This window comes from Paenibacillus sp. FSL M7-0896 (assembly GCF_037975415.1).
Taxonomy (GTDB): Bacteria; Bacillota; Bacilli; order Paenibacillales; family Paenibacillaceae; genus Paenibacillus_AQ; species Paenibacillus_AQ silagei.
Map to the genome: position 1 here is coordinate 5,924,478 of NZ_CP150250.1, position 22,562 is coordinate 5,947,039.

The 22,562-nt window shown below is 52.4% G+C and carries 18 protein-coding genes; 4 read left to right on the forward strand and 14 right to left on the reverse strand.

Translation table 11 applies throughout. The features are described from left to right. Positions 1-9 precede the first annotated feature (9 nt). The 3 genes from MKY12_RS25510 to MKY12_RS25520 all read right to left on the reverse strand — a co-directional run bounded on the left by MKY12_RS25510 (position 10) and on the right by MKY12_RS25520 (position 7,823). Positions 10-5,538, reverse strand: coding sequence for a S8 family serine peptidase (locus MKY12_RS25510; protein WP_339250847.1), 5,529 nt, complete (start codon positions 5,536-5,538; stop codon positions 10-12). Positions 5,539-5,853: 315 nt separating this feature from the next. Beyond that, positions 5,854-6,603 (reverse strand): 2,3-diphosphoglycerate-dependent phosphoglycerate mutase, encoded by a 750-nt coding sequence (gene gpmA / locus MKY12_RS25515; protein WP_339250849.1) that lies wholly within the window; start codon positions 6,601-6,603, stop codon positions 5,854-5,856. A 434-nt stretch (positions 6,604-7,037) separates the two neighbouring features. Beyond that, complete coding sequence (locus MKY12_RS25520) at positions 7,038-7,823, reverse strand: AraC family transcriptional regulator (RefSeq protein WP_036727103.1); 786 nt, start codon at positions 7,821-7,823, stop codon at positions 7,038-7,040. Between the two features lie 224 nt (positions 7,824-8,047). On the opposite strand from MKY12_RS25520, the gene MKY12_RS25525 reads away from it, so the two are divergent. Then, a complete protein-coding gene (locus tag MKY12_RS25525; protein ID WP_339250851.1) occupies positions 8,048-9,349 on the forward strand; it encodes an aminotransferase class I/II-fold pyridoxal phosphate-dependent enzyme in 1,302 nt (433 codons plus the stop codon). A 153-nt stretch (positions 9,350-9,502) separates the two neighbouring features. Next, a complete protein-coding gene (locus tag MKY12_RS25530; RefSeq protein WP_209875980.1) occupies positions 9,503-9,616 on the forward strand; it encodes a YjcZ family sporulation protein in 114 nt (37 codons plus the stop codon). Positions 9,617-9,827: 211 nt separating this feature from the next. On the opposite strand, the gene MKY12_RS25535 is transcribed toward MKY12_RS25530, so the two are convergent. The 5 genes from MKY12_RS25535 to MKY12_RS25555 form a co-directional block, all read right to left on the reverse strand. Next, positions 9,828-11,048 (reverse strand): ABC transporter permease, encoded by a 1,221-nt coding sequence (locus MKY12_RS25535; RefSeq protein WP_339250854.1) that lies wholly within the window; start codon positions 11,046-11,048, stop codon positions 9,828-9,830. Between the two features lies 1 nt (position 11,049). Further along, positions 11,050-11,796, reverse strand: coding sequence for an ABC transporter ATP-binding protein (locus tag MKY12_RS25540; protein ID WP_036701580.1), 747 nt, complete (start codon positions 11,794-11,796; stop codon positions 11,050-11,052). Beyond that, on the reverse strand, positions 11,793-13,280 hold the full coding sequence (locus MKY12_RS25545) for a DEAD/DEAH box helicase (protein ID WP_209875967.1): 1,488 nt from the start codon (positions 13,278-13,280) through the stop codon (positions 11,793-11,795). Before MKY12_RS25545 ends, MKY12_RS25540 begins: the two co-directional genes overlap by 4 nt. A 185-nt stretch (positions 13,281-13,465) precedes the next feature. Further along, positions 13,466-14,242: an SDR family oxidoreductase gene (locus tag MKY12_RS25550; protein WP_036727097.1), complete on the reverse strand. Its 777-nt coding sequence runs from the start codon at positions 14,240-14,242 to the stop codon at positions 13,466-13,468. A gap of 28 nt (positions 14,243-14,270) precedes the next feature. Continuing rightward, the gene (locus tag MKY12_RS25555) at positions 14,271-14,726 is read right to left on the reverse strand and encodes a chemotaxis protein CheX (RefSeq protein ID WP_036727095.1); all 456 of its coding nucleotides are present in this window, start codon (positions 14,724-14,726) and stop codon (positions 14,271-14,273) included. A gap of 386 nt (positions 14,727-15,112) precedes the next feature. Here MKY12_RS25555 and MKY12_RS25560 point away from each other — a divergent pair, with 386 nt between their 5' ends. Next, positions 15,113-16,015: a LysR family transcriptional regulator gene (locus MKY12_RS25560; RefSeq protein ID WP_036701586.1), complete on the forward strand. Its 903-nt coding sequence runs from the start codon at positions 15,113-15,115 to the stop codon at positions 16,013-16,015. A gap of 45 nt (positions 16,016-16,060) precedes the next feature. Then, a complete protein-coding gene (locus tag MKY12_RS25565; RefSeq protein WP_339311423.1) occupies positions 16,061-16,870 on the forward strand; it encodes a histidinol-phosphatase in 810 nt (269 codons plus the stop codon). Between the two features lie 126 nt (positions 16,871-16,996). Here the strand turns inward: MKY12_RS25565 and MKY12_RS25570 are convergent, their stop codons facing one another. The 6 genes from MKY12_RS25570 to sdhB all read right to left on the reverse strand — a co-directional run bounded on the left by MKY12_RS25570 (position 16,997) and on the right by sdhB (position 22,549). Beyond that, positions 16,997-17,722, reverse strand: coding sequence for an NADPH-dependent oxidoreductase (locus tag MKY12_RS25570; RefSeq protein WP_339311424.1), 726 nt, complete (start codon positions 17,720-17,722; stop codon positions 16,997-16,999). 601 nt (positions 17,723-18,323) lie between these two features. Further along, complete coding sequence (locus tag MKY12_RS25575) at positions 18,324-18,866, reverse strand: GNAT family N-acetyltransferase (RefSeq protein ID WP_339250861.1); 543 nt, start codon at positions 18,864-18,866, stop codon at positions 18,324-18,326. Positions 18,867-18,918: 52 nt separating this feature from the next. Then, positions 18,919-19,851 carry a metallophosphoesterase gene (locus MKY12_RS25580; protein ID WP_339311425.1) on the reverse strand — a complete coding sequence of 311 codons (933 nt, stop codon included), beginning with the start codon at positions 19,849-19,851 and terminating at the stop codon, positions 18,919-18,921. A 37-nt stretch (positions 19,852-19,888) separates the two neighbouring features. Beyond that, positions 19,889-20,575 carry an ion channel gene (locus MKY12_RS25585; RefSeq protein WP_339311426.1) on the reverse strand — a complete coding sequence of 229 codons (687 nt, stop codon included), beginning with the start codon at positions 20,573-20,575 and terminating at the stop codon, positions 19,889-19,891. 100 nt (positions 20,576-20,675) lie between these two features. Beyond that, positions 20,676-21,509 (reverse strand): DUF3891 family protein, encoded by an 834-nt coding sequence (locus MKY12_RS25590; RefSeq protein ID WP_339250866.1) that lies wholly within the window; start codon positions 21,507-21,509, stop codon positions 20,676-20,678. Positions 21,510-21,784: 275 nt separating this feature from the next. Then, positions 21,785-22,549, reverse strand: a complete 765-nt coding sequence (gene sdhB / locus MKY12_RS25595; protein ID WP_036727090.1) for a succinate dehydrogenase iron-sulfur subunit — start codon at positions 22,547-22,549, stop codon at positions 21,785-21,787. Positions 22,550-22,562: the final 13 nt, after the last annotated feature.

Genomic DNA, 22,562 nt, shown 5'->3' on the forward strand with positions numbered 1-22,562 from the left:
TTTCTCCTCCTAATTCTTTGCTCTGTATAGTTTATACTCACCAGTAAGCAACTTTTCTCTCATCACATTGATTGTATCTAGTACTGCATCAACACCATCATCTTCAACAACGCTTAGCATTTTGTATAAATCCTCATAATAGCTTATTCCATGTGAACCTGTGTGAGTGGAAATTGTAAATTCGTCAATAACTAATACATCTGCTTTATTACCAGCTGGGGGCAAAAACACTCCGTTTGCTGATGAATTAAGATCAATATTATATTTTTTCATAATAGCATGCAATTTAACAGCCCAAACATTTGAAGGCTTATACGGAATAATGTGATGTGCCGCCCAATTGAAAGGCTTGGCTAATCCTGTTGCCTTTGTAATTTCTCCAGCCAGAATAGTAGATTGTGCACCCGTGGTTCTGGCTGTTAACCTTTTAGGTACAATTTTACTATAATTAGAAAGTTGACAAGCTTCCGCTGAATTATGAGTCAATAAAGCAAACTCTGAGAGATAATAGGTGTGGAACTCTTCTACCTCAAAATTATATACCTTGGATAAAGTATCACTTAATGCAACAGACTCCAAAACAACTGTATCGCCTATTTGCGTCTCTAATAAATCCCCTGGAGCTAACTCATCAGCGGTTACCCAGCCTTTTCCTATCACCCAGAATGGATGGTTACCTGTGCTTTGAATTGTTTTACCTTGAACTCCAAGATTATAAATCTCAGTATTTTCTCTGCTAAATAAATTGACGACAGGTTTATACGCTTGCTTGCCGGTATCTGTATCCTTCGCTAATACAAGATCTCCAATCTGAATCTGTTCTATCGGCTTTGGCCCATCTTTGGTAATGATCTCAGTTCCTTCAGGAACGCACCCGCAAGGGTTCAATTTAAAGACTAATTCAACACGTTTAGTCGCGGTATATGATATTTTCTTTCCTGCTGTTACAAAGTTCCCTATGAATGGAACAACCGCTCCGGCTGATAATAAAGCATCAAGGTAATCACCATTTACAAAGTAAATCACGCCATTAATGGCATCAGCACCTTCACCCAATATCGGTATCATCCCGATATTACTTAAGGTACACTGTAATCGCTCTTTTGCATTACCTTCACTACAAGTAGCTAAAGCTAATGCGCCAGCAGAAAATTGCTGGATACCTGTCATCCCGTAAACCTCAGCAAACCATGTTCCATATGTCAATTCATAGGCATGATCATTTGGATGCAAAATATAACGCTCAAAATAGTTTTTACACGACTTACAATTACTGGTTTTCGAAGTGATCTTTTTCCCTTTTTCAATAGTTGGAGGCAGCGGAATAATATTTAATCCATTTAATGGATCGTTGATTACCTGTACTAGGAATTCCTGAGTTTGTTTCTTTTTACTCCCTTCCAAACGTGATACAAATATTTTATATAAACCATCCTTTGCCCAGTATTGAGGCGGTCCTGAGATTGAGTCTGTATAATTTGCATACCAATATTTATCAGGTGATTTAGAATCAACCGATCCATTCCAGATAATATCGGTCAGTGTATCCTTGTTGAAGCTTCCTCCCGTGGTATATTCATAAACACTTAACCCATTTGCTAGATTGGCTGTTTTAATCTCTACTTTAAGGCTAGTATTATTCACCTTGTTTTTATACTGAACTTTGACAGAACCTTTACTGCCAGGCGTAGCATCGAAGCTTTTCACTGCGCTTGCTTTCAGAGCACGCAAGGTAGACAAGAACTCACTTTCGCCCTTTGTGTACTCAATAATATTAATATCTGCTGACAGTTCATATTCAAACTTGGAGAAGCTCCAAGCCGGGCCTTCCCAACCACTTTGAATCTTCAGATAATATGTCCCTGCATCCAGGTCAAATGACATCTGCCCCTCGGCACTGAAGTATCCCCTGATATTTCCGTAGGAATCCTCAATGGTGCCGTCACCCTGAGACAGATATAAGCTGACCTGATCTGGGGCAGTCAAATCTATTTTGTAGTAATCCATATCATATAAAGATGAAATTGCGAGCGGAGCACCATCTGAATCTGTAGTCACAATTTCCCCAAATGGAAGACTTGCTGCAGTACCTGGGCTGCTATGCTCCATATTCTCGACTGTAAACCTTGTCTGCAATCCATTTACCGAACCAAAGCTGCTTATAGCAACGTAGTAGGTGACGCCGGCAGTTAGATTCATTTCTAGCTTAGAGAAATGCTCTCCGTAGGGCCTGTAATCTGTAGCATCGTCATTAGCATCCAGCAATGTCGTTAAATCAGAATCCGAATACAGAGCTATTTCGGTATCATTTAACTGTGAAGTCGCCTGATAATTGGAAGTAAAGAAACGATATTTGCCTGTTGATGCAGGTGTAAACTGCAGATAGGCTTCTTCCCCGCTTGCCTTGGATAAATCAATGGGTGTCCTGCTTTTCAGTACTGTAAACGCGGTTTGTCCAGCTGACGTTACCAGCAACCGTGCATAAGTTTTACCGCCATTTGCTTCATTTACACGAATATAGTATGGAACACCAGCACTGAGATTCACAGTCACCTCCGAGAACACGGAGTCTGCTTTATCATCGTTATGACCACCGGTGATAGGTTCTTCCATATCTACACTCGCATATACAGAGAGATCCGTATCGTTAGCCTTTGAACTAGCGCTTCCTCCGTAACGGTTAGTGTTTATTCGGAATCTACCAGTATTTCCAGGAACGAAGACATATACATTACTGTTCCCGGCCTGTTCGTTAATATCAACAGGATGATCTTGCTGAATGTAAGGAATGCTTGAGCTGATGACATCTGCAGTAACTCTAGTACGCAAAGCAGTTGTATCAAAACCATTTACTTTGACATAGTAGGTCTGTCCGCCAATGAGGCTGATTCGGATCTCTGAGAAGACCGTATCATTCGTATCATCATTCACTGCAAGCTGCTTATTGAGTTGTAAATTGTTATATATTGAGAGTTCAGTATCCACTACAGAACCGTTACCTTGATACGGACTAGTGAAAATCCGGTACACTCCGGTTGTAGCTGGCTTAAAGCTGAACAGCTGTGTGCTGAGAGAGGCCTGGTTTACATCCTGCGGCTGATACACAATTAGTTCTGGCAAGGTAGTTGAAGCCTGAACGGAGGCATAGGCGCTGCTGCCTTTAGGATAAACTGCGGCTACTTCCAAGAGATACCCCTGTGAAGACACCAAGTTTAAAAATGTATATGAATTAACGTTAGAGGTACCTTTCTCCACACCGTTAATCCGGAGTTTATAGAGCGTTGCCTCAGGCATCGAATCCCAGGTAAGCTTTATACTATTAGCATAGGCTGCCGTTTTCAGACCAGTAGGAACTGCAAACGGTTGAGTCTCAATAGATCCCAAAGTCAACGTATACGGTGAGTTGCTAAATTGGCCGCTGAAGCCAGTGATCTTAAGGTAATACACTTCATTTTTGGTAATTTGTAAATCTACATGCTCTGCCACGCCAGTGCCATTGGAGGAGCTCCATACGGGAAGTCCGGACGCAGTATAAATATCAAGTTCATAGTCAACTTTAGATGGAATGGTTAATCCGATAGGGATTTGTCCTGTCTCTTCAGCTGTCAGTTTGTAATAATCCACATCACTGGCTGAAGAAATGTAAGAGATATAACTGTTTTTAGGAAATACATTTTTTGCAGTTATAAAGGTATCATTAGGTTCAAAAGTATCTTGCCCTATACCTGCTTCAGTTACATAAACTGTAAACTGGTAGTCATATAATCCTGAAGGTACGGCAGGAAATTTGTATTTTATTTTATACGTACCGGTAGGCGTGGATGAAGAAGTCTGCCAAGTGTAGGGAATATCCTTATCCAGTGCCACTCCAGTTATCGTTTTACTTGCAATGACCTGAAGCGGATTGGAGGCAGAAGTAACTTCCACCTCAACTTTTTGATGCGGGTTCTCTCCATGCTCATCTCCTTCCAGCTTTAGGGAGACTGTAACCGAATCCCCAGGATGGATAGAGGCACCGTCATTCTTAGGGTCGTAAGAGGCGATTCCTATTTCACTATCTGGAATAGAAGGAATGATCGTATTAAGTCCTGATAGATTTTCTTCCGATAATGGGGCAATTGACCCTGTAATAACCCCTTCTGCTTTGGCAATATTAACAATTCCGTGACCGGCTTCATGTGATGTTTCGAGCGGGGTTGCCGCTTCATATAACTTATCAATAACTTCCTGCCCGTTCAGCGATGGATGGTGAGACCACAATAATGCCACAGCACCCGTGACATGCGCTGCGGCGTTGGATGTTCCCGAGGAAACACCATACTCTCCATTCATTGTTGTACTTATCACGCCAAAACCCGGTGCTAAAATATCCAGTTCATCGCCTGTAGCTGAGAAGTCCGTACGGTGGTGTGATGATTCTATCGCACCAACAGCAATAACCTCAGGGTATCTAGCAGGATATTGCACGGTGTCTTCCCCGGAACCATTATTTCCTGCTGCAGCAACAATAATAATACCAGCGGATGTCGCCTTCTGAATGGCTTTGTGCAGCATTTCACTATACTGCGCAGATACAAAACTCATATTAATGATATTAATCTTATGATTGATCGCCCATTCAATACCCTGAATAACCGAGCTTGTATATCCGTCGCCAGAAGAGTCGGCTACCTTTACTGCATATAGCTCAGCATTCGGTGCCATACCTACTACTCCGAAGGAATTATCCGAGGCGGCAATTGTACCTGCAATATGTGTTCCATGCCCCTTATCATCCTCATAACTATCCGCAGATTCTACATAACTAACCCCGCCAGCAAGATTCAGGTCCGGATGGTTAGATATTCCCGTATCAAAGACTGCCACTTTGATCTGGCCATCACCTGAACCTACTGCTTGTCTGGTTATATATGAACCTGACGAGTGAATTCCCCAAGGAATGGTTTGTGAAGATTCTTTAATTGGCTGCTCTTCTACCTTGGTGAGTGTTCTCTGTTCTGCAATTTGTATTGGTTTATCTTCTTCTACTGCAGCAACCATTGGATTTGCAAGCAGCTGATTGACTTCCTCGGGATGCAACTCCATATACAGAGCATTAGCACTTTCCAGATCCTTCACATGATATAAATTAACTTTTTGCGCAAGATCTTGATCGTATTGCTGTTTTCTCATCTCCGCTAAGGGACTCAGGTCTAGTGCACTATTCTTCAGACCTAACTCGTATTTCTCTTCATATACACTGTAAACTACGCTAGATACATTTACCTGGTAATTCTCCTTCAAGCTGACTATGTATTTCCCTCTCATATTTTTACTGTAAGTATCCTGTGTTACTGTCATCGACGATAATATTTCACCCACTGCGTCCTTAGTTTCCTTCGATACCGAAGATATCAAATCACCAGTTTCGAGCGCTGGCTTATTCTCTGTGAGAACGCCACCTTTAGTAGCCCCGCTAGCAGTAGCATAGCTAGACATCTGGCTCACATTTCCAGTCAAGATAGATAAAACTAAAAATAATATGGCTATCCTCTTCAAAAAAATTTCCTCCTATTAAATAAATTTCCATCTGGATTACATACTTAAACAGAGTATTCTTTTACTATAATTTCAACAATAATAATTTTTGTTCTTTTTTGTATATTGATGTCGAATAATGACATATGTTAAAAGATACTACTTTAGACACGTGTCATTAGCTGCTGGCTATTGTAATTTATCGGACCCTTATCCCTATTTATTAACAAACGTTTGTCACACAAATGTCAAAAAAGGGAGTATCCCAACGCCATTAAATGGCTGGAATACTCCCTTTATCATCCTCTATGCTAAGCTGGGCGCAGCGCCGCCCCCTTACTCCGTAACCTTACTCTGATTCGCCACCTCGCGGGCTTTCTGCTGCACCTCTTCCGGTTCGCCGAGGTAGAAGCGGCTGATTGGCTTCACATCGTCGTCGAGCTTGTAGACCAGCGGAACGCCGGTCGGGATATTGAGATCCAGCAGTGCGGTCTCGTCGATATCCTCCATATACTTGATCAGGGCCCGCAGCGTGTTGCCGTGCGCCGAGATCAGAACCCGCTCCTTCTTGCGGATGAGCGGCACAATCCGGTTGGTCCAGAAATCCCCGACCCGGTGGACGGTATCCTCCAGGCTCTCGCCGCGCGGGATGTCACCCGGACGCACTTCCTTGTAGCGGATATCATGTCTGGCATAACGCGGATCATCCGGCTCCAGCATCGGAGGGCGGACCGAGAGGCTGCGCCGCCAGATATGGAGCTGCTCCTCACCGTATTGAAGTGCGGTTTCACTTTTGCTGAGGCCCTGCAATGCACCGTAATGGCGCTCATTGAGCTTCCAGGATTTCTGCACGGGAATCCACAGCAGATCCATCTCATCCAGGATGTAGTTCAGCGTCTTGATCGAACGCTTCAGCACCGAGGCAAATGCCAGATCGAAGGTATATCCGGCATCCTTCAGCAGCTTGCCCGCCTTCTTCGCCTCTTCAACACCCTTCTCCGTCAGATCAGGATCATTCCAGCCCGTAAACAGATTCTGCCGGTTGTATTCACTCTCTCCATGCCGTATCAGGACTATTTCGTACATAAGTATTCTCCTTCTCCCGTGTATATTTTGGCTGTGCTTTCCTTTATTTTGTCACAGCGCAGTGTCCGCTTCAACTTCAGGCCTGCCTTGCGGACTGGAGAGCCGCTATTTCAGTGATTCTGCCAGATCACGCAGGGCAAGCGGACTCAGATGCTCTTAAGTTAGCCCATACGCCTCCATTTCGGCCCCAATCTGCATAATAACGGCCCCTGAGTCCGCAGCGGGCGGAATAAGTGCCTTTTTCGCAAATTAAGGTCCTCACGGTCCGCATAGCACGGATGGCATGCATAGCACACACAGCACACATGGCACGCATAGCACATCAAGCACCCGTAGCATAACAGCACACATAGCACGGATGGCGCACATAGCACATACAGCACATCAAGCACCCGAAGCACCTATAACACTCAGCACAATACTCCCCCGCCGCTTCAGCGAATCTCCGATGGGCTCTTCCCGGTATGCTGCTTGAACTGGCGGCTGAAAAAGAAGATGTCCCTGTAGCCGAGCGCATCCGCCACCTCCGTGACGTTCATGCCCGCATACAGCAGCAGATGCTGAGCCCGTTCGATCCGTGCGCGAATCACATAGGACTGGACCGAGGAGCCGGTGATCTCCTTGAACTTGATCGAGAAATAGCGAGGGGACAGCCCTGCACGGGCGGCCAGATCCTCTACCCGGTGCGCCGCCCCGGGATGCTGGCTGACATAGTTGGCGACCTCGTGGATCACCTCCGCCAGCTGGTTGCTGACATGGCGCTCGACCGGCCTTGCCTGATCCTGCCGCAGCAGATGAATCATGAGCTGCTTCAGAATCAGACGGCCCTCCTCCTCCGCAGCGTAGGTCTGCACCAGGAACAGCCGGACATAACGGGCCAGCAGATGCTCGAACTCCACCGTCTCACTTAGCTCGTGGTAGAACGCCGGCACCTCGGTCACCTCTTCGGCAACATCGAAATGAATATATGTAAGCACAAGCGGCTTTTGCGGATTATGTGTGGCGCTGGTATAATCCCCCGGACGGAACAGGAAGCAGCTTCCCTTCCCTACCTGATAGGGCACTCCTCCGCGCACAACAGTCCCCTCCCCGCTCCAGACGTAGAATAAATCGTAATTTTGCAGCGGCTTCTCTCTTTTTTGCCACTTCCAGCCCGGTTCACAGACAATCTTCGCCAGGGCCGGGAGGATTACAAAAGAGGATGGCGATGCATGCAGCATATGATTCCCTCCTATAGATATAGCGTAAGCTTACTTTTCATAATACCTTGTCCGGTTCCCATTTGTACATCTTCTGGGCTGCGCATGGGGACGGGACGCCGCTTCGTTTCCAAAACTATTTATGAAAACGCAGCATTCCTAAGTGACGGGGGCAATCCGCGGTGTTATAATGTTAGGCAATGTTAGCGTATATATCCCAGAAGAATACCGGAAGGATGAAACTGATGAATCCACTGGCTGGACAATTGAATGACAGCATCAAGGCAGGCAATGAACATGTGTACAATATGCTCTCTGGTCTCGGTAAAGCGATCTATTTTCCCAAAGAGGGGATTCTGAGCCAATCCGCAGAGGCAACGGCTCATGCTAAAAAGTATAACGCCACCATCGGGATTGCTACCGAGAACGGGTTGCCGATGCACCTTGGCGTAATCCAGGATAAGCTCTCCGCCTTCAGCCCCAAGGACCTGTACGGCTATGCACCTCCAGCAGGCAAGCCTGAGCTTCGCTCTGTCTGGCGGGAGAAGATGCTGCGGGAGAATCCGTCGCTTGAAGGCAAGTCCTTCAGTAATCCAATCGTCACGAATGCGCTGACCCACGGGCTTAGCATCGTTGCCGATCTGTTCGCAGAGCAAGGGGATGCCGTCATTTATCCGGACAAAAACTGGGAGAACTACGAGCTGACCTTTGGCATCCGCCGCCAGACTGAAACCGTGAATTACCCGCTCTTCACGGAGGACATGAGCTTCAACAGCGAAGGGCTGCTGGATGCCCTGCTGGCCCAGAAGGACCGCGGCAAAGCCATCGTCCTCCTTAACTTCCCGAATAATCCAACCGGATATACGCCAGGCCTTGCAGAAGGCGAGGCCATTGTTGCCGCTATCCTGCGTGCTGCCGAAGAAGGCGTTAATGTGGTAGTGGTCAGCGATGACGCTTATTTCGGACTTTTTTTCGAGGATTCACTCAAGGAATCCCTGTTCGGCAAGCTGGCGAATCTGCATCCGCGCGTGCTGGCGGTCAAGATTGACGGAGCCACCAAAGAAGAATTCGTCTGGGGCTTCCGCGTCGGCTTCATCACCTACGCTTCGGAGAACAAGGAGCTGCTGGCTGCGCTGGAACAAAAAACCCTGGGCATTATCCGGGCCACCATCTCCAGCGGCGCGCATCCGTCGCAGACCTTCGTGCTGGACGCGCTGAAGGCGCCGGAATTCTCAGCCCAGAAGGAAGAGAAATTCCTCATCATGAAAGGCCGGGCCAACAAAGTGAAGGCACTGCTGGACAGCGGTAAATACGGCGATGATGTATGGACGTATTATCCGTTCAACTCCGGGTACTTCATGTGCCTGAAGCTCTTTACCGTCTCTGCGGAGAATCTGCGGCTTCACCTGATTCACACCTACGGCCTGGGCACCATCGCCCTTGGCGAGAGCGACCTGCGCATTGCCTTCTCCTGTATCGAGGAGGATCAGCTGGAAGATCTGTTCGATTTGGTCTATGCGGGCATCCGTGATTTGGAGAAGGCCTGATCATCCGCCTGTGCATACCTGCGTCAGCCCCGGAAGGCCGGGGCTGATTTTTTTTGCCCGGTGCTACGGCATTGGCCTATACACGTTCTGCCCTCCGCACATACAATACGATGTACTCAAGTACAACAACTCACACGCGAAAGGGGAATGAACATGAGCGAAGAAGTTAGAGGCGGATACGGATACGGCGGCGGGTTCACAAGCACTGGAGCGATCCTGGTTCTCTTTATCCTGCTGGTCATCATCAGCCGTTCACTCTTTGTCTAACAGGGAGTGAGTCCCCTGGAGGGAGCTGCGTGCTCTCTCCGATCCACGTGTTATAGCATTCCCTGCTCCACCTGATATGAAGAGGGAATTCCCTTTTATACATTCTTATCTTCTAAAAATGGCCCCAGACTCCGCATCCGCGAGAGTCTGAGGCCATTTGTGATAAGCACACCCGCTTGCGGGCACGCCTTGTCGGCTGCTGCAATCTGTTCTACAGGTCGTCTTCATCCATACGCGCTTCCTTGCGGGTGGAGTTGGCCTTGAACAGATACGCCAGCAGGAATCCGCAGGCGAAGGTCGCCAGCACTTCCAGCGGGCGCTGCCCTAACTGAAGCAGGAGCGGCAATCCGGTCAGCAGCGCCAGGACCAGATGGGCCCGGAATACAAACTGGATCGTTCCCTTGCCCTTGCTGCCCTCCGGCAGCGGGTAGACGGTCAGCCAGAACGATTCGCTGTGCAGCTTGCGCAGCGCCGTCAGCTGAATGCCCATCAGGAAGAGGAAGAATACATAGATGCCGCTGCCGAGATAGCTGTCCTTCATCATCCACACCAGGAACAGATCCAGCACAGCCATCCGCAGGACGATGCCGAAGACGTCACCCCGGGCGAAGCTTTTGGTCAAGAGGAACCGGTAGGCTGAATCCCGCTGCCAACTCAGGCCGCTGCCCCAACGTGACAGATAACGGCGGGCATAGACCCGCTGCTCGCGTCCCGGAACATCGACGAACCAGCCGAGGACCATCAGCGCCCGGGTCCCCTGGTTCTTCTCCATGGTGATCAGGCGTTCCCACGGAACAGCGTGCCGGCCGGGAACGGCCAGCGCGGCCGCATAGGTTGCGGCCAGAATCAGGATGAAGATCAGGGCGCGCATGGACGGCTGCCATAGCCATGCCCCGACCATTAGACCGCCGACTGCCCAGCGCAGCAGGTTATAGCCTGCGGCAGCGGGGCGGGAGAGCATCGCCGTCTCCCGCCATAACCCGTAGCTGGATAACAGCTTGACCAGAATGAGCACCAGCAGGGTAGCCAGCAGCCCCCGGGGTGACTCCTCGGTGCGTATGTACAGCGGCCATAATGTAATGAGGATAAAGGCCAGGCGCAGAATCTTCCACACATTGCCGCTGACCCAGGACGGGGCGAAATACTCTCTCATCCGGTGGCCCTGCGGCAGCAGGAAGATCGTATCCGGGGTCTGCAGATACGTCCGGAAGCTGCTGTGTACCGCCGCGGGCACCAGCAGGACGAACATAATCCAGCGGATCGGTATGCCAGGCGGAATATCGCGCAGCAGCGCTGTGTACCAGGCGGAGAAAATAATCAGCACCAGCAGGAACACCATGGCGACACCGCTCTGTATGATATATCCCACATAAGGGACAAGGCTTCCTGTGAACCGGCTGCGCCGCTGCCGGCGCAGCTCCTTCAAATCCATATCATTTCCCTCCCTGAACCAGCTCGTAGAACAGCTGCTCCAAATTCAAGCCCTGCCGCCCGGCCTTCGCGGTCATCTCGGCGAGGGTTCCCTCCGCTATCACCTTACCGCCGTGCAGCACAATGAACCGGTCACAATAGTTCTCAATCGTAGAGAGAATATGCGAGCTGAGCAGAATTGAAGCTCCGGACTTCTTCAGGTCCAGCATGAAATCCAGCAGGGAGCGGATACCCAGCGGATCGAGGCCGAGGAACGGCTCATCGATGACATACAGGGCCGGGCGCGCTACGAACGCGCACATAATCATCACCTTCTGCTTCATGCCTTTGGACAGATGGGAGGACAAGGTATCCATCTTGTCCTCCATATTGAAGAGTGCAGCCAGCTGGCTGGTGCGTGATTCATAATCACTGCGCTCCACGCCATACGCTCTGGCAGTGAATTCTACATGCTCACGAACCGTCATTTCCTCATAGAGCAGGGGGGACTCCGGCACGAAGGACAGCGCACTGTGGTAGCTCTCAGGATCGCTGCTGCGCGTCTTCCCCTGTACCGTAATCTCACCCTTATGCGGGGACATCAGTCCCAGGATATGCTTCATCGTAGTGCTCTTGCCTGCACCGTTCAGTCCGATTAACCCAACCATCTCACCGGGCTGCACCTGCAGGCCGATGTCATGCAGCACCGGCTTATTCAGGCTGTAGCCTCCGCTGAGGCCCGTAATTTCCAATACGGGAGCTGTATTCATTGACCGTCACCTCTCGGGGTTTTGTTCTTGAGCCATTTCGGGGCTCCCTTATTCTTGCGGTTCTTATCCCGCTCCGCCTGGCTGCGGGCCTTGCCCCCGGGCCCCGCCGCGCTGCGCGTGCCGGCGCTCACTCCCGGCCGGTGCTGCTCGCGCCGCGCCGTAACGCCACTGCCGCCAGCCGCTGCGCCCGGCTGGCCTGCCGGCGCGTCGCCGCCCGTCCCTCCGGCTGCTGTTCCAGCCGCCGAGGTCCGCACCTGCGGCTTGCCGGTGCGCGCTGCAATGCCGCCGCGCGGGGCAACGCTTTCGCGGCGGGCGTTCCCGCCCCCGCCGCCTAAATCACTGCGCTCGCCTTCCGCCAGCGCCTTGCCGAAGGCCATGGCCCGCTCGTCCAGCTGGATATCCAGCTCGCGGGCGAATTTGCGCATGATGAACGTCTGCTGCTCCGTAACGATCGTTACGGATAAGCCGCGTTTGCCCATGCGCCCGGTCCGTCCGGCACGGTGGACATAGTGCTCGGAGTCAAAGGCCGGATCGAAGCTGACGACAAGCGTCAGATTCTCAATGTCCAGGCCCCGTGCCGCTACGTCACTGGCGACCAGCACCTTGAGCTTGCCGTCCCGGAAGCGGGTCAGCACGTTTGCGCGCGTCACCTTGTCCGCATCTCCATAGAGCGCAGCAGCCGGAAGCCCCAGATGGTTCAGCTTCGCGGTCACCTCTGCGATATCGTCTGTAGCGTTCACGAACACAATCGCCCGCTCCGGCTTGTAGTGGCGGATGACCCGGCGCAGCATATCGATCTTGTTCCGCTCCTCGCACACCACATAGTGATGCTCCAGGCTCGCTGCGGTCATCATCTCCGGATCAATGCCCACCTCCGCCGGATTCTTCATTTCCCGGTTCGCCAGCAGACGGGTCTCCGGTCCAATGGTGGCTGACAGCATGACCAGCTGCCGCGTACGCAGCGCACTGCTGACGATCTTCGTCACTTCGCCTGCACCGCTAAGCTGGAACATCTGATCTGCCTCATCGAGAATAATTGTGCTCACCTCGTGCATCTTGAGCTTGCGCAGCCCGATCAGCTCACGTATGCGTCCCGGGGTGCCTACCACCAGATGCGGATGCTCCCGCAGCTTGTCAATCTGGCGCTTGATCGCCGCCCCGCCGATCAGCCCCATGGCCCGGATGCCCCGGTGTGCCCCGTAGCGCTCCGCTTCACGGAGAATTTGCATCGCCAGCTCCTGGGTTGGGGCCAGCACCAGCTTTTGCACCGATTTCGAGTCCGGGTTAATCCCTTGCAGCAGCGGCAGCAGATAAGCCAGTGTCTTGCCTGTTCCTGTCTGGGATGCGGCCAGAACATCTCTTCCTTCCAGCAGAAGCGGAATCGTCTGCTCCTGTACAGGGGATGGTTCAGTGATGCCGAATTCAGACAATCGGGCAGCAAGGTCTTCCTGGATGCCGATAGCCGCAAAAGAAGCTTTATTCATAATAGGGTTTCATCCTTTTCACTTAAGATAATATGTTCATTATATGCCAAAAAGGCCTCTCCACCAAATGGAAGGCCATAAAATCTAAGTTGGGGCCGTATTTAACACGGTCATACCATCCTGTATACCAAAGGGGGACAAGCCGTTCACGCCACAGACGGTAACTATGATCTATACTTCTCTGGTCATTTTCTGTTCATCAGGTTATAGGTCAGCTTGTCTGCCAGCCGCGGGAACAGGCCATAGAGCCGGATGCCGAAGCCTGCCAGACCGGGCAGATCCACTTCCTCCTTGCCCTTGTCCATCAGCTTGACGATCTTCGCGGACACATGCTGCGGCGTCATCATGATCCGGCTTACGCTTCGTTCATAATTGCCTGAAGGGTCGGCGGTCTTGAAGAATTCGGTGGCGATAGGTCCAGGGTTCACAGCCGAGACAATAATACCGCTCTTGCGAAGCTCCTGGCGGAGCGCATTGGTGAAGCCGAGAACGGCATGCTTGGTGGCCGTGTAGGACACTGAGCGTGCGGTTCCGATTTTGCCGGCCATGGAAGCCACATTCACGATCTGACCGCTGCCGCGTGTAAGCATATGAGGAACGACAGCCTTGGTGCAGCGCACAATTCCCATATAGTTAACATCCATCATGTCGGCGAACTCTTCAGACTCCATCTCTGTAAAAGCCGCAAACTTGCCGTAACCGGCATTATTGAGCAGAATGTCAATTCTGCCGTATTGCTTCAGGATCTCCGCAAAGGTATGCTTAACTGCCGTTTCATCGGTCACATCACAGACGAACAGCCCATGCTCCCCCTGAATGCCCGCCGCAACAGCCTGCAGCTTGTCCCTGGACCTGGCCAGCAGAACGGGAACCGCCCCACGCTCGCTGAGCATCTGTGCCGTAAGCGCTCCAATCCCGCTGGAAGCTCCTGTAATCACCACAATCTTGCCTTGTACTGCCATGGAATAGGTTCAACTCCCGATTATTTGCCTAAGAGATCATAACCTGAATATCAAGCTCCCCGATGCCTTCCATCAGAAGAGGAATACTCAATGCTTTGCGCGGCAGGATGGACATCCCCTCGGACTTCATCAGCTTCGGCGGAGTAATGTCTACCGACACCCCTTGATTGGAGAGAATAGTACTGGCATTGCCGCTGATCATATTGCCCAGCTCGGAAATGGCGCTCTGGCCCATCTCATCCATCTCTGTTATCACATAACCGCCCATCATGGCCGACACCATCTTAAGTGCTACCGGTTCGGCAATCCCGAAGATAATATTCCCGCTGAGCTGACCTGTCATTCCTACTTGGATCCATATATGATTATCGATCAGTTCAATATCCTTAATCCCCAGCATACCGGTGGACGGCGAGACTTGGATCACCTGTTCAATTACAATGCGCGCAGACTCTAAAAACGGATTGATTACTTCTGCTTTCATGAAAGTGCTGTCCCCCTCGACCAGTCTTTAGTCATATACCAAAAGTCCTAAGCAATAAAATTTATTATACTTCATATATCGGCATTATTCACCAAAAATTAATGGTCTTGTCGAATGATTTCTGAAGATAGTTTGGAGCGCAACATTGCCCTCCCGGGAGGAATCTCCTATAATTTAATCAATAAACGTAAGATCTGCGGCGTCACACCCTCCGAGTGCAGCACTCACAGCGACCCTTGTACCTATCTGCTTTGTCAGAATCCGCGGCTTGCAGACTCTAATTCTGGAAGCCGGCATGTGCGCATACGCCCTCCGGAAAGCTGCGGCTTTCCCTGTTTGTACAAATATACGGCGGCACCATCCGGTAGCCATAAGGGGGACAGTCCATGAATATCAGCCAGCTCGAAACATTGATCACCATCTCCAAAACCATGAGCTTCCGCAAGGCGGGAGAGCTGCTCAACCTGACGCAGCCGGCGGTCTCGGCCCAGATCAAAAGCCTGGAGGAAGAGTTCAAAACGCAGCTTGTTGACCGGAACCAGCCGGTGACGCTGACGGACAGGGGCAAGGTCTTCCTCGCCCACGCGGAACAGATTGTCGGAATCGTAGATGAGCTTAAGCAGCGCCTTGCCGATCTCGAAGAGAATCCCCAAGGGCATATTATTCTCGGTACGACCACCTCTATCGCCATCCAGATTCTCCCCCGGGTGCTCTCCTACTTCCAGGATCAGTTCCCTCATATCAAAACCTCGATCTCATCCATGTCCTCCTCCCAGATCTACCAGCAAGTCGAGAACGGGATTGTGGATGTCGGCATCGGCTATCTGATCGGCCGCAACCCGGGAATGACGACCTCGGTCCTGTATTATGATACTTTTGAACTGGTGGTTTCGCCCCGCCATCCGCTGGCCCAGGTCAAAACAGCCGGGATCGAGGCACTGGGCACCATCCCGCTCATCCTGCTCTCACCGGATACGGTCGGCCGGAAATTTGTCGATGAGGTACTGGCGAGGCACGGTATTCAGCCGCTGGTGATTATGGAGCTGACCAGCAGTGAGGAAGTGAAGCGGATGGTCGAGCTTGATCTGGGAGCGGCGGTCATCTCCAAGCAGTCTGTCACTGCCGAGGTCAGAAGCGGAACCCTGCGGATCGTCCCGATCATCGAGCTTGAGGTTACCCATCCTGTAGGTGTCATTACCAAGTCGGGCAAGTATGTCAACTCTGCGATGAGACAGTTCCTGAGCGACCTTAAGGGAATGCCCGAGACCCAGTTCATCGGCTCAGAGTAACCTGCACCCTATTTCGCCATATTGGCCTAAGGAGATGTTCCGATTATGAAGTTCGACCTGCATACCCATCATTTCCGCTGCGGCCATGCTGACGGCACGATCCGGGATTATATTGAAGCCGCAATAGCGGCGGGGCTGGATGTCATCGGTATTTCCGATCATTCGCCTTACTTCGGAAGCCCGTCCGAGCAGGCTTTTCCGCGCATTGCTATGGCCAAGTCCGAGCTGGTCCACTATGTAGAGGAAGTATTGTCGCTGCAAAAAGAATACGAAGGCCGCATTGATGTCCTGCTCGGTATGGAATCCGACTTTTTCCCGGAGCATGCGGAGCTGTACCGCAAGACCTACGCCGCATACCCGTTCGATTATATAATCGGCTCCGTGCATCATGTTGAGGAGATCAGTATCTTCAACCAGGGCCGCTGGAAGGGGCTTGACCCCGCGCAGAGGCTTGCCTCCAAAAGCGAGTACTACCGGCTGATTGCCGAATCCGCACGCAGCGGCATCTTCCAGATTCTCGGCCATATCGATGCCATGAAGGGGAACTATCCGCCGTTCTCCGAGATCGCTGCCCCCAAGGAGATTGACGAAGCCTTGCGCGTAATAGGCGAATGCGGCCCGGCCATCGAGATCAACACCTCCGGCGGCACCAAGCTGTGCGGCGGCTGGTACCCTTCCGATGAGATTCTGGAGCGGGCCCTGCACTTCGGCGTGGAGGTCAGCTTCGGCTCCGATGCCCATCTCCCTGCCCGCGTTGCCGACCAGCGCAATCAGGTGGCTGCGCGGCTGAAGGAGATTGGATTCGAATACTGGGTCTATTACAAGCGGCGCGAGAAGGTTAAGGTCGCGTTGTAGGCAGTAAGTGGGCGGGAATTCTCCGCGTACAACCAGCACCGCGCAAACAGGCAGCGTAACGGGACACTCCCCGTCACGCTGCCTGCTGCTGTGGTGCTTTTTTGCGCTGTGCACCTAATACTGTGCTTATTCCTTATTCAGATTCTCACAGGTAAAGCCCTGCTGCTTCAGCGTACGCTGCGAGTCCCCATACTGCGGATTCAGAGCGTAGAAGCGGGCAATCATGCTGGTCCAGCTCCGCTCCGTCAGCCCCTGGGACTTGAGCAGCTCCCGGTGAGTCTCATTATATTCTTCGATCAAGTGTTGCTGATCCGGGTTATAGACCTCTTCATGGTACACAGCTGCTATAGGCAGGCGTGAACCCTTCGGCTGTTCTCCCGCCGGATAGCCGATGCAGAGTCCGACCACCGGGAATACATACTCTGGCAGCTGCAAAAGTTCAATTACCCCTGCCGTGTTACGGCGTACGCCCCCAATCGGGATAATCCCCAGCCCAAGCGACTCGGCAGCAGCTACTGCGTTCGATAGTGCAATGCCGACATCCGTAGCCCCAACGAGCAGCGCATCTATATCCGCAGCCGTTTCGAACGGCTGGCCTTCCAGCTCTGACGCAAGCTTGGCCCGGTGAAAGTCCATGCAGAACACCAGGAATACCGGTGCTTCCGCCACATGCTTCTGGTTACCGCTCAGCGCCGACAGCTGCTGCCTGCGTTCCTCGCTGCGTACCGCAATCATCGATACCTGCTGGCCATTCACCCAGGAAGGCGCCGCCTGGGCTGCCTCAATAATCGTCTTCAGCTTCCAAGGCTCTACCGCCTGCCCGCTGTAGTTACGGAATGAACGGTGGTTCATAAGTAATTTAATCACATCATTCAAAGGTTCATTTCCTCCCCCATCTATACTTGTCCATGTACCCTCTACACTATCATAGCCCAATCCACTCGGAGACTGCCAGCACACAATGTTTATACGTAAGGGCAGAGGTTACTTATTCAGGAGAACTATGCTCCCCATTCAGCCATTTAGCCAACTATCTACGAATTCAGGGGCACTAATGCTCCTCATTCAGCATTCCAGCCGACTATCTGCGAATTCAGGGGCACTTGTGCTCCTCATTCGCTCGTTCAGCCGACTATCTACGAATTCAGGGGCACTAATGCCCCTCATTCAGCATTCCAGCCAACTATCTGCGAATTCAGGGGCACTAATGCCCCACATTCAGCATTCCAGCCGACTATCTGCGAATTCAGGGGCACTAATGCCCCTCATTCGGCCACTTAGCCCACTTCCGGCCGATCCAATGGGATTTATCCCTCTCATCGGGAGACCAGGCCCGCACATGGCCAAAAAAAATGGACCCGAATCATCGGGTCCCAACAGCAGTTATATTTTCAAAAGGGGGTCATGTACTTAGTTTAACCGCTGACTGTTAGAGTTTGATAACGGCATTATTTCATTTGTATGACAAAGTGAATACTTTCATTACATCGCCCGAGCCGTCCGCCATCGGCAGGGTCCGCTCCAGGGTCAGGCCGTTCCTCAGCATGACCTGAGCGGACCGGTAATTATCCCCCCGGCAGCGCCCCTCGACCTTCCTCAGGCCAAGTTCCCTGAAACCGTAGGCCAGCAGCAATCCCAGTGCCTCGGTCGCATACCCGCGACCCCACCATAACGGATTCAGCATATAGCCCAGCACCGCCTGGCCCTCCTGCCGGTTCCAGTTCTGCAGGGAGACTGAACCGATCAGCTCCGGCTGGCCTAACATATAGATTCCTGCATGCAGCGCGCCGGGATCATAGCCGTGCAGCATCCGGTTCACCAGCTTATCCAGCACACCCTGCCGGGAAGTCGATCCATGGCGCAGCTGAATATGCGGCTGCACCTCAGGGTGGGAGAGCAGCGACTTCAGCAGCGCTCCGTCGCCGGACGCCATATTCTTCAGTTCTACCTTAGAACCTTGCAGTGACATCCCCATGATCATCTCATAAGTGCTCATGAACTTCTCCCTCTTCTTCTCCCGCCTATCGCGTCCCTCTCTTGCAGTCCGGCTACCCCCGGCGCAGAGTCAGCACGGTAAGCTCCGGGCGGCACAGGAAGCGCAGCGGCATCAATGTCTCGCCGAAACCCCTGTTCACATACACTGGCATGGCCTTATTCTCTGTATAATACAAGCCGTCTATGTATTTCTGAGATCCGTAGGGCGTGAACGGCGCGCCGACCAGCGGCAGGCGAATCTGACCGCCGTGGCTATGCCCCGAGAGCTGAAGGTGAAACGGGTACGCTTCCGCCACATCGGCGTAATCCGGCTCATGCATCAGCAGCACCGTGAAGATGCCGTCCGGAATATCCCGGATGGCTGCCTCCGGGTCCGGCTTGCCGTGCAGCATGTCATCCAGTCCTGCTACGGCAATCGTCGCTCCGCCTTGCTTGATCAGATAAGACTCGTTCCGCAGGACGCGGAATCCGGCCTCCGTCAGCAGACGGGTCAACAGCTCCGTATTCTTGTAATCATGATTCCCGAGGATAGCATACTTCCCAAGCGGAGCCTGTAGCTCTGCCAGCAGGGGGACTGAGTCGGTCAGATCCTCGGCATAGCTGTCTACGATATCCCCGGTGAAGCAGATCAGATCCGGCTGCTCTTCCTTGATATGCTTCGTCAGCCGGGCCAGATCCTTCGCATCCTTGTTGAAGCCCAGATGCACATCGCTGAAATGGACCAGCCGGGTCCCGGCGAACGCGGACGGCAGCTCCGCAAGCGGCAGCTCCCGGCGGGTCACCTCTAACCAGTTCGGCTCCCCCTGCCAGGCATAGCCGCCGGCGAGGAGACCCGCCCCTACCACCGCTCCTGCCCCCCGGGCCAGGAACTGGCGGCGGGTCATCTTGCGGCCGCTTCGGCCTTCCGGCTTCGGGGGGCCTGTTCCCGCGCCATCGGCAGCAGCAGGAATTGTACGCTCGGGAGAGCCTCCGAACGATTTTTTCATAGGGAGATTCTCCTCTCTGTCTTGAATTCTAATCGGGTTATTGCCGATCGGCTACAGCTTCATCCACTTTGTCATCAATATCTACTTCAATGGCCGCCTCAATCTCTTCCTCTGTGGTATTTACCCCAAGAATCTTGCGGAATAAGCCCAGCATGGACAGGGCATAGGCGACCGTAATGAAGCTGAAGCAGATCTGCATAACTACAACCAGCCTTGAGGTATTGTCTATGGGAGCTATATCTCCGTAACCGACGGTCGTAAAAGTAGCCACGCTGAAATAGAGGAACGTAATCAACTGGCTAAGCAGATCCTGGCCCAAGCCTTCTCCCTGGAACGAGGACTGTCCAAACAGCTTATATATCGATGTATATACGACTGTAAAAAAAAGAATGCAGGTGAACGCAGCGATGCTGATCCGGACCAGCGTCTGCTGCATTCTGACTTCCTTACTGTTGGAATCCCTGATTTCATGGAAAATAAACAGAATATAAAACAGGACTGAAGCCAGGACAAAAAACAGAATCAGTCCGCGCAGTCCCCGGTTGCCGGGCACAATCATCCCCAGATCGATCAGGTTCAGCAGATCCTCCACCGAGATCAGCGCATAGATCAGAATAGGAGCGAGCAACACGCCTCTGCCCATCCAGTTCAGCTTCAACCGGGCAAACCTCACTACCAGGAATACAATGACAATGATATTAAAAGCCCAGATCCACCATGCCATGGCTTTTACGCTCCTGTTCTATGCTCCCGGCTTCCCGCCGGGAAGGTCCTTATCCGGTCCTGCCGATACTCGCAGAGCAGCGGCTTGCCCCGGACTTACACTACCCCTTAGTGCGCTGACCGGCTCCGGACTTCACCCGCGAATCTTCCTCCGGTCCGCTTATGACTCTGATCCGGCATTCTTCCTCAGGAGCCTCGCGGTAGGCGCGGGCAATTCCCTTATCCTTAATGTCCGCACGGGTGACCCGCCGCTGCTTGAAGCTCACTTCAACCTCCTGTGTGAACGGGAACGGAGTCAGGGTCAGCGTAGCACTGTCCTGCCACTCCGCCTCAATGGCACGGCCGGAGGTGAAGCTGAACTCCTCACTGCCGGAGAAGCCGTCTGCGAACCAGGGGTGCTTCTCCGATTCGGCGCTGCCCGGCCTACTAAGCGCCAGGAACAGCGACAGATCATCGCAGAATTGCAGCAGTCTGGCGTCATAATACAGCTCGCCTTCTTCAAGCGGCTTGCTCTGCTCCAGCGCCCGGTGGATACGGGCACGTCGGTCCGCTTCATCCTCCAGATATTGCGTCAGCTCCGGGCATTCCTCACCCGACACCTCAATCAGCCGTTCAAAATGCGAGCTGCACAGCAGCGCCCCGTATGGCGTCTCCGCTTCCACCTCATCGATTCCCCGTCTATAAAAGGTCAGCTTCGGCACAACCGGGAAATCGAGGAAGCTGTAAGGCAGCCCCTCCGCATCATTCCAGAACGGTGTCTCATCCAGATCAATCCAGCCCCGGTCATGGTTACTTACTGCCCACAGTACCTCAGCCCGGCGGCCTTCCGCGGGCGTATGCTCTTCCTTGAACCACTTAGCAAATTCTCCAGCCAGCAGCCCGTGCTCATGCTGCTTCGTCATTACAAGCGTTCCATCCTGTTCACGGCAAATCACAGTCATTCCTCCCCGTTATCCGCTGTCAGACGGTTATCTTCAGCTATGTAGATTATAACATATTCACCTATATTTATCGGAACCTGCGGACGTATGGCTATTCTATGCAACTTCAGGCTCTTCATTACAGGCTGTCTACACATGTACCCTTTTTTCAGCCGGCCAGAAACATCCTTACCTGTTACTATGCCAGACGCAGCCAAACAGGCCACCCAGGATTGACACCTGAATGGCCTGCTACAATTCTGACTATAGAGAAATGGTCTAAGATGCTGTCAGACACCCAGCCAGCGCTTGAACATATGCTTCGTTGTCTGCTTGTTGATCTCGGCAATGGAGGTCGTCAGCGGAATGCCCTTCGGGCAGGCCCGCACACAGTTCTGCGAGTTACCGCAGCCGTCGATACCGCCGTCATCCATGAGCGCATCCAGGCGCTCTTCAGCATTCATCTCTCCTGTAGGGTGAGCGTTGAACAGGCGCACCTGGGAGATGGCTGCCGGCCCGATGAAGTCAGTCTTCTCATTGACATTCGGGCAAGCCTCCAGACAGACGCCGCAAGTCATGCATTTAGACAGCTCATACGCCCACTGGCGTTTCTTCTCCGGCATACGAGGTCCCGGACCGAGATCATACGTACCGTCAATCGGAATCCAGGCCTTGACCCGCTTCAGGGCATTGAACATCCGGCTGCGGTCAATCACCAGGTCGCGGACGACCGGGAAGGTCTTCATCGGCTCAATGCGCACCGGCTGCTCCAGATTGTCGATGAGCGCTGCGCAGGCCTGACGGGGTTTGCCGTTGATGACCATGGAGCAGGCGCCGCAGACCTCCTCCAGACAGTTGGATTCCCAGCATACAGGAACTGTATTATCGCCTTTCGCGTTCACCGGATTACGCTGAATCTCCATCAGCGCGCTGATCACGTTCATCCCCGGGCGGTAGGCAAGCTCGAACTCCTCCGTATAGGGGCTGGTCTCCGGTTCATCCTGGCGGGTAATAATAAATTTCACATTTTTGGGAGCTGCTGCTGTTTCCGCCATGTCAGTTACCTCC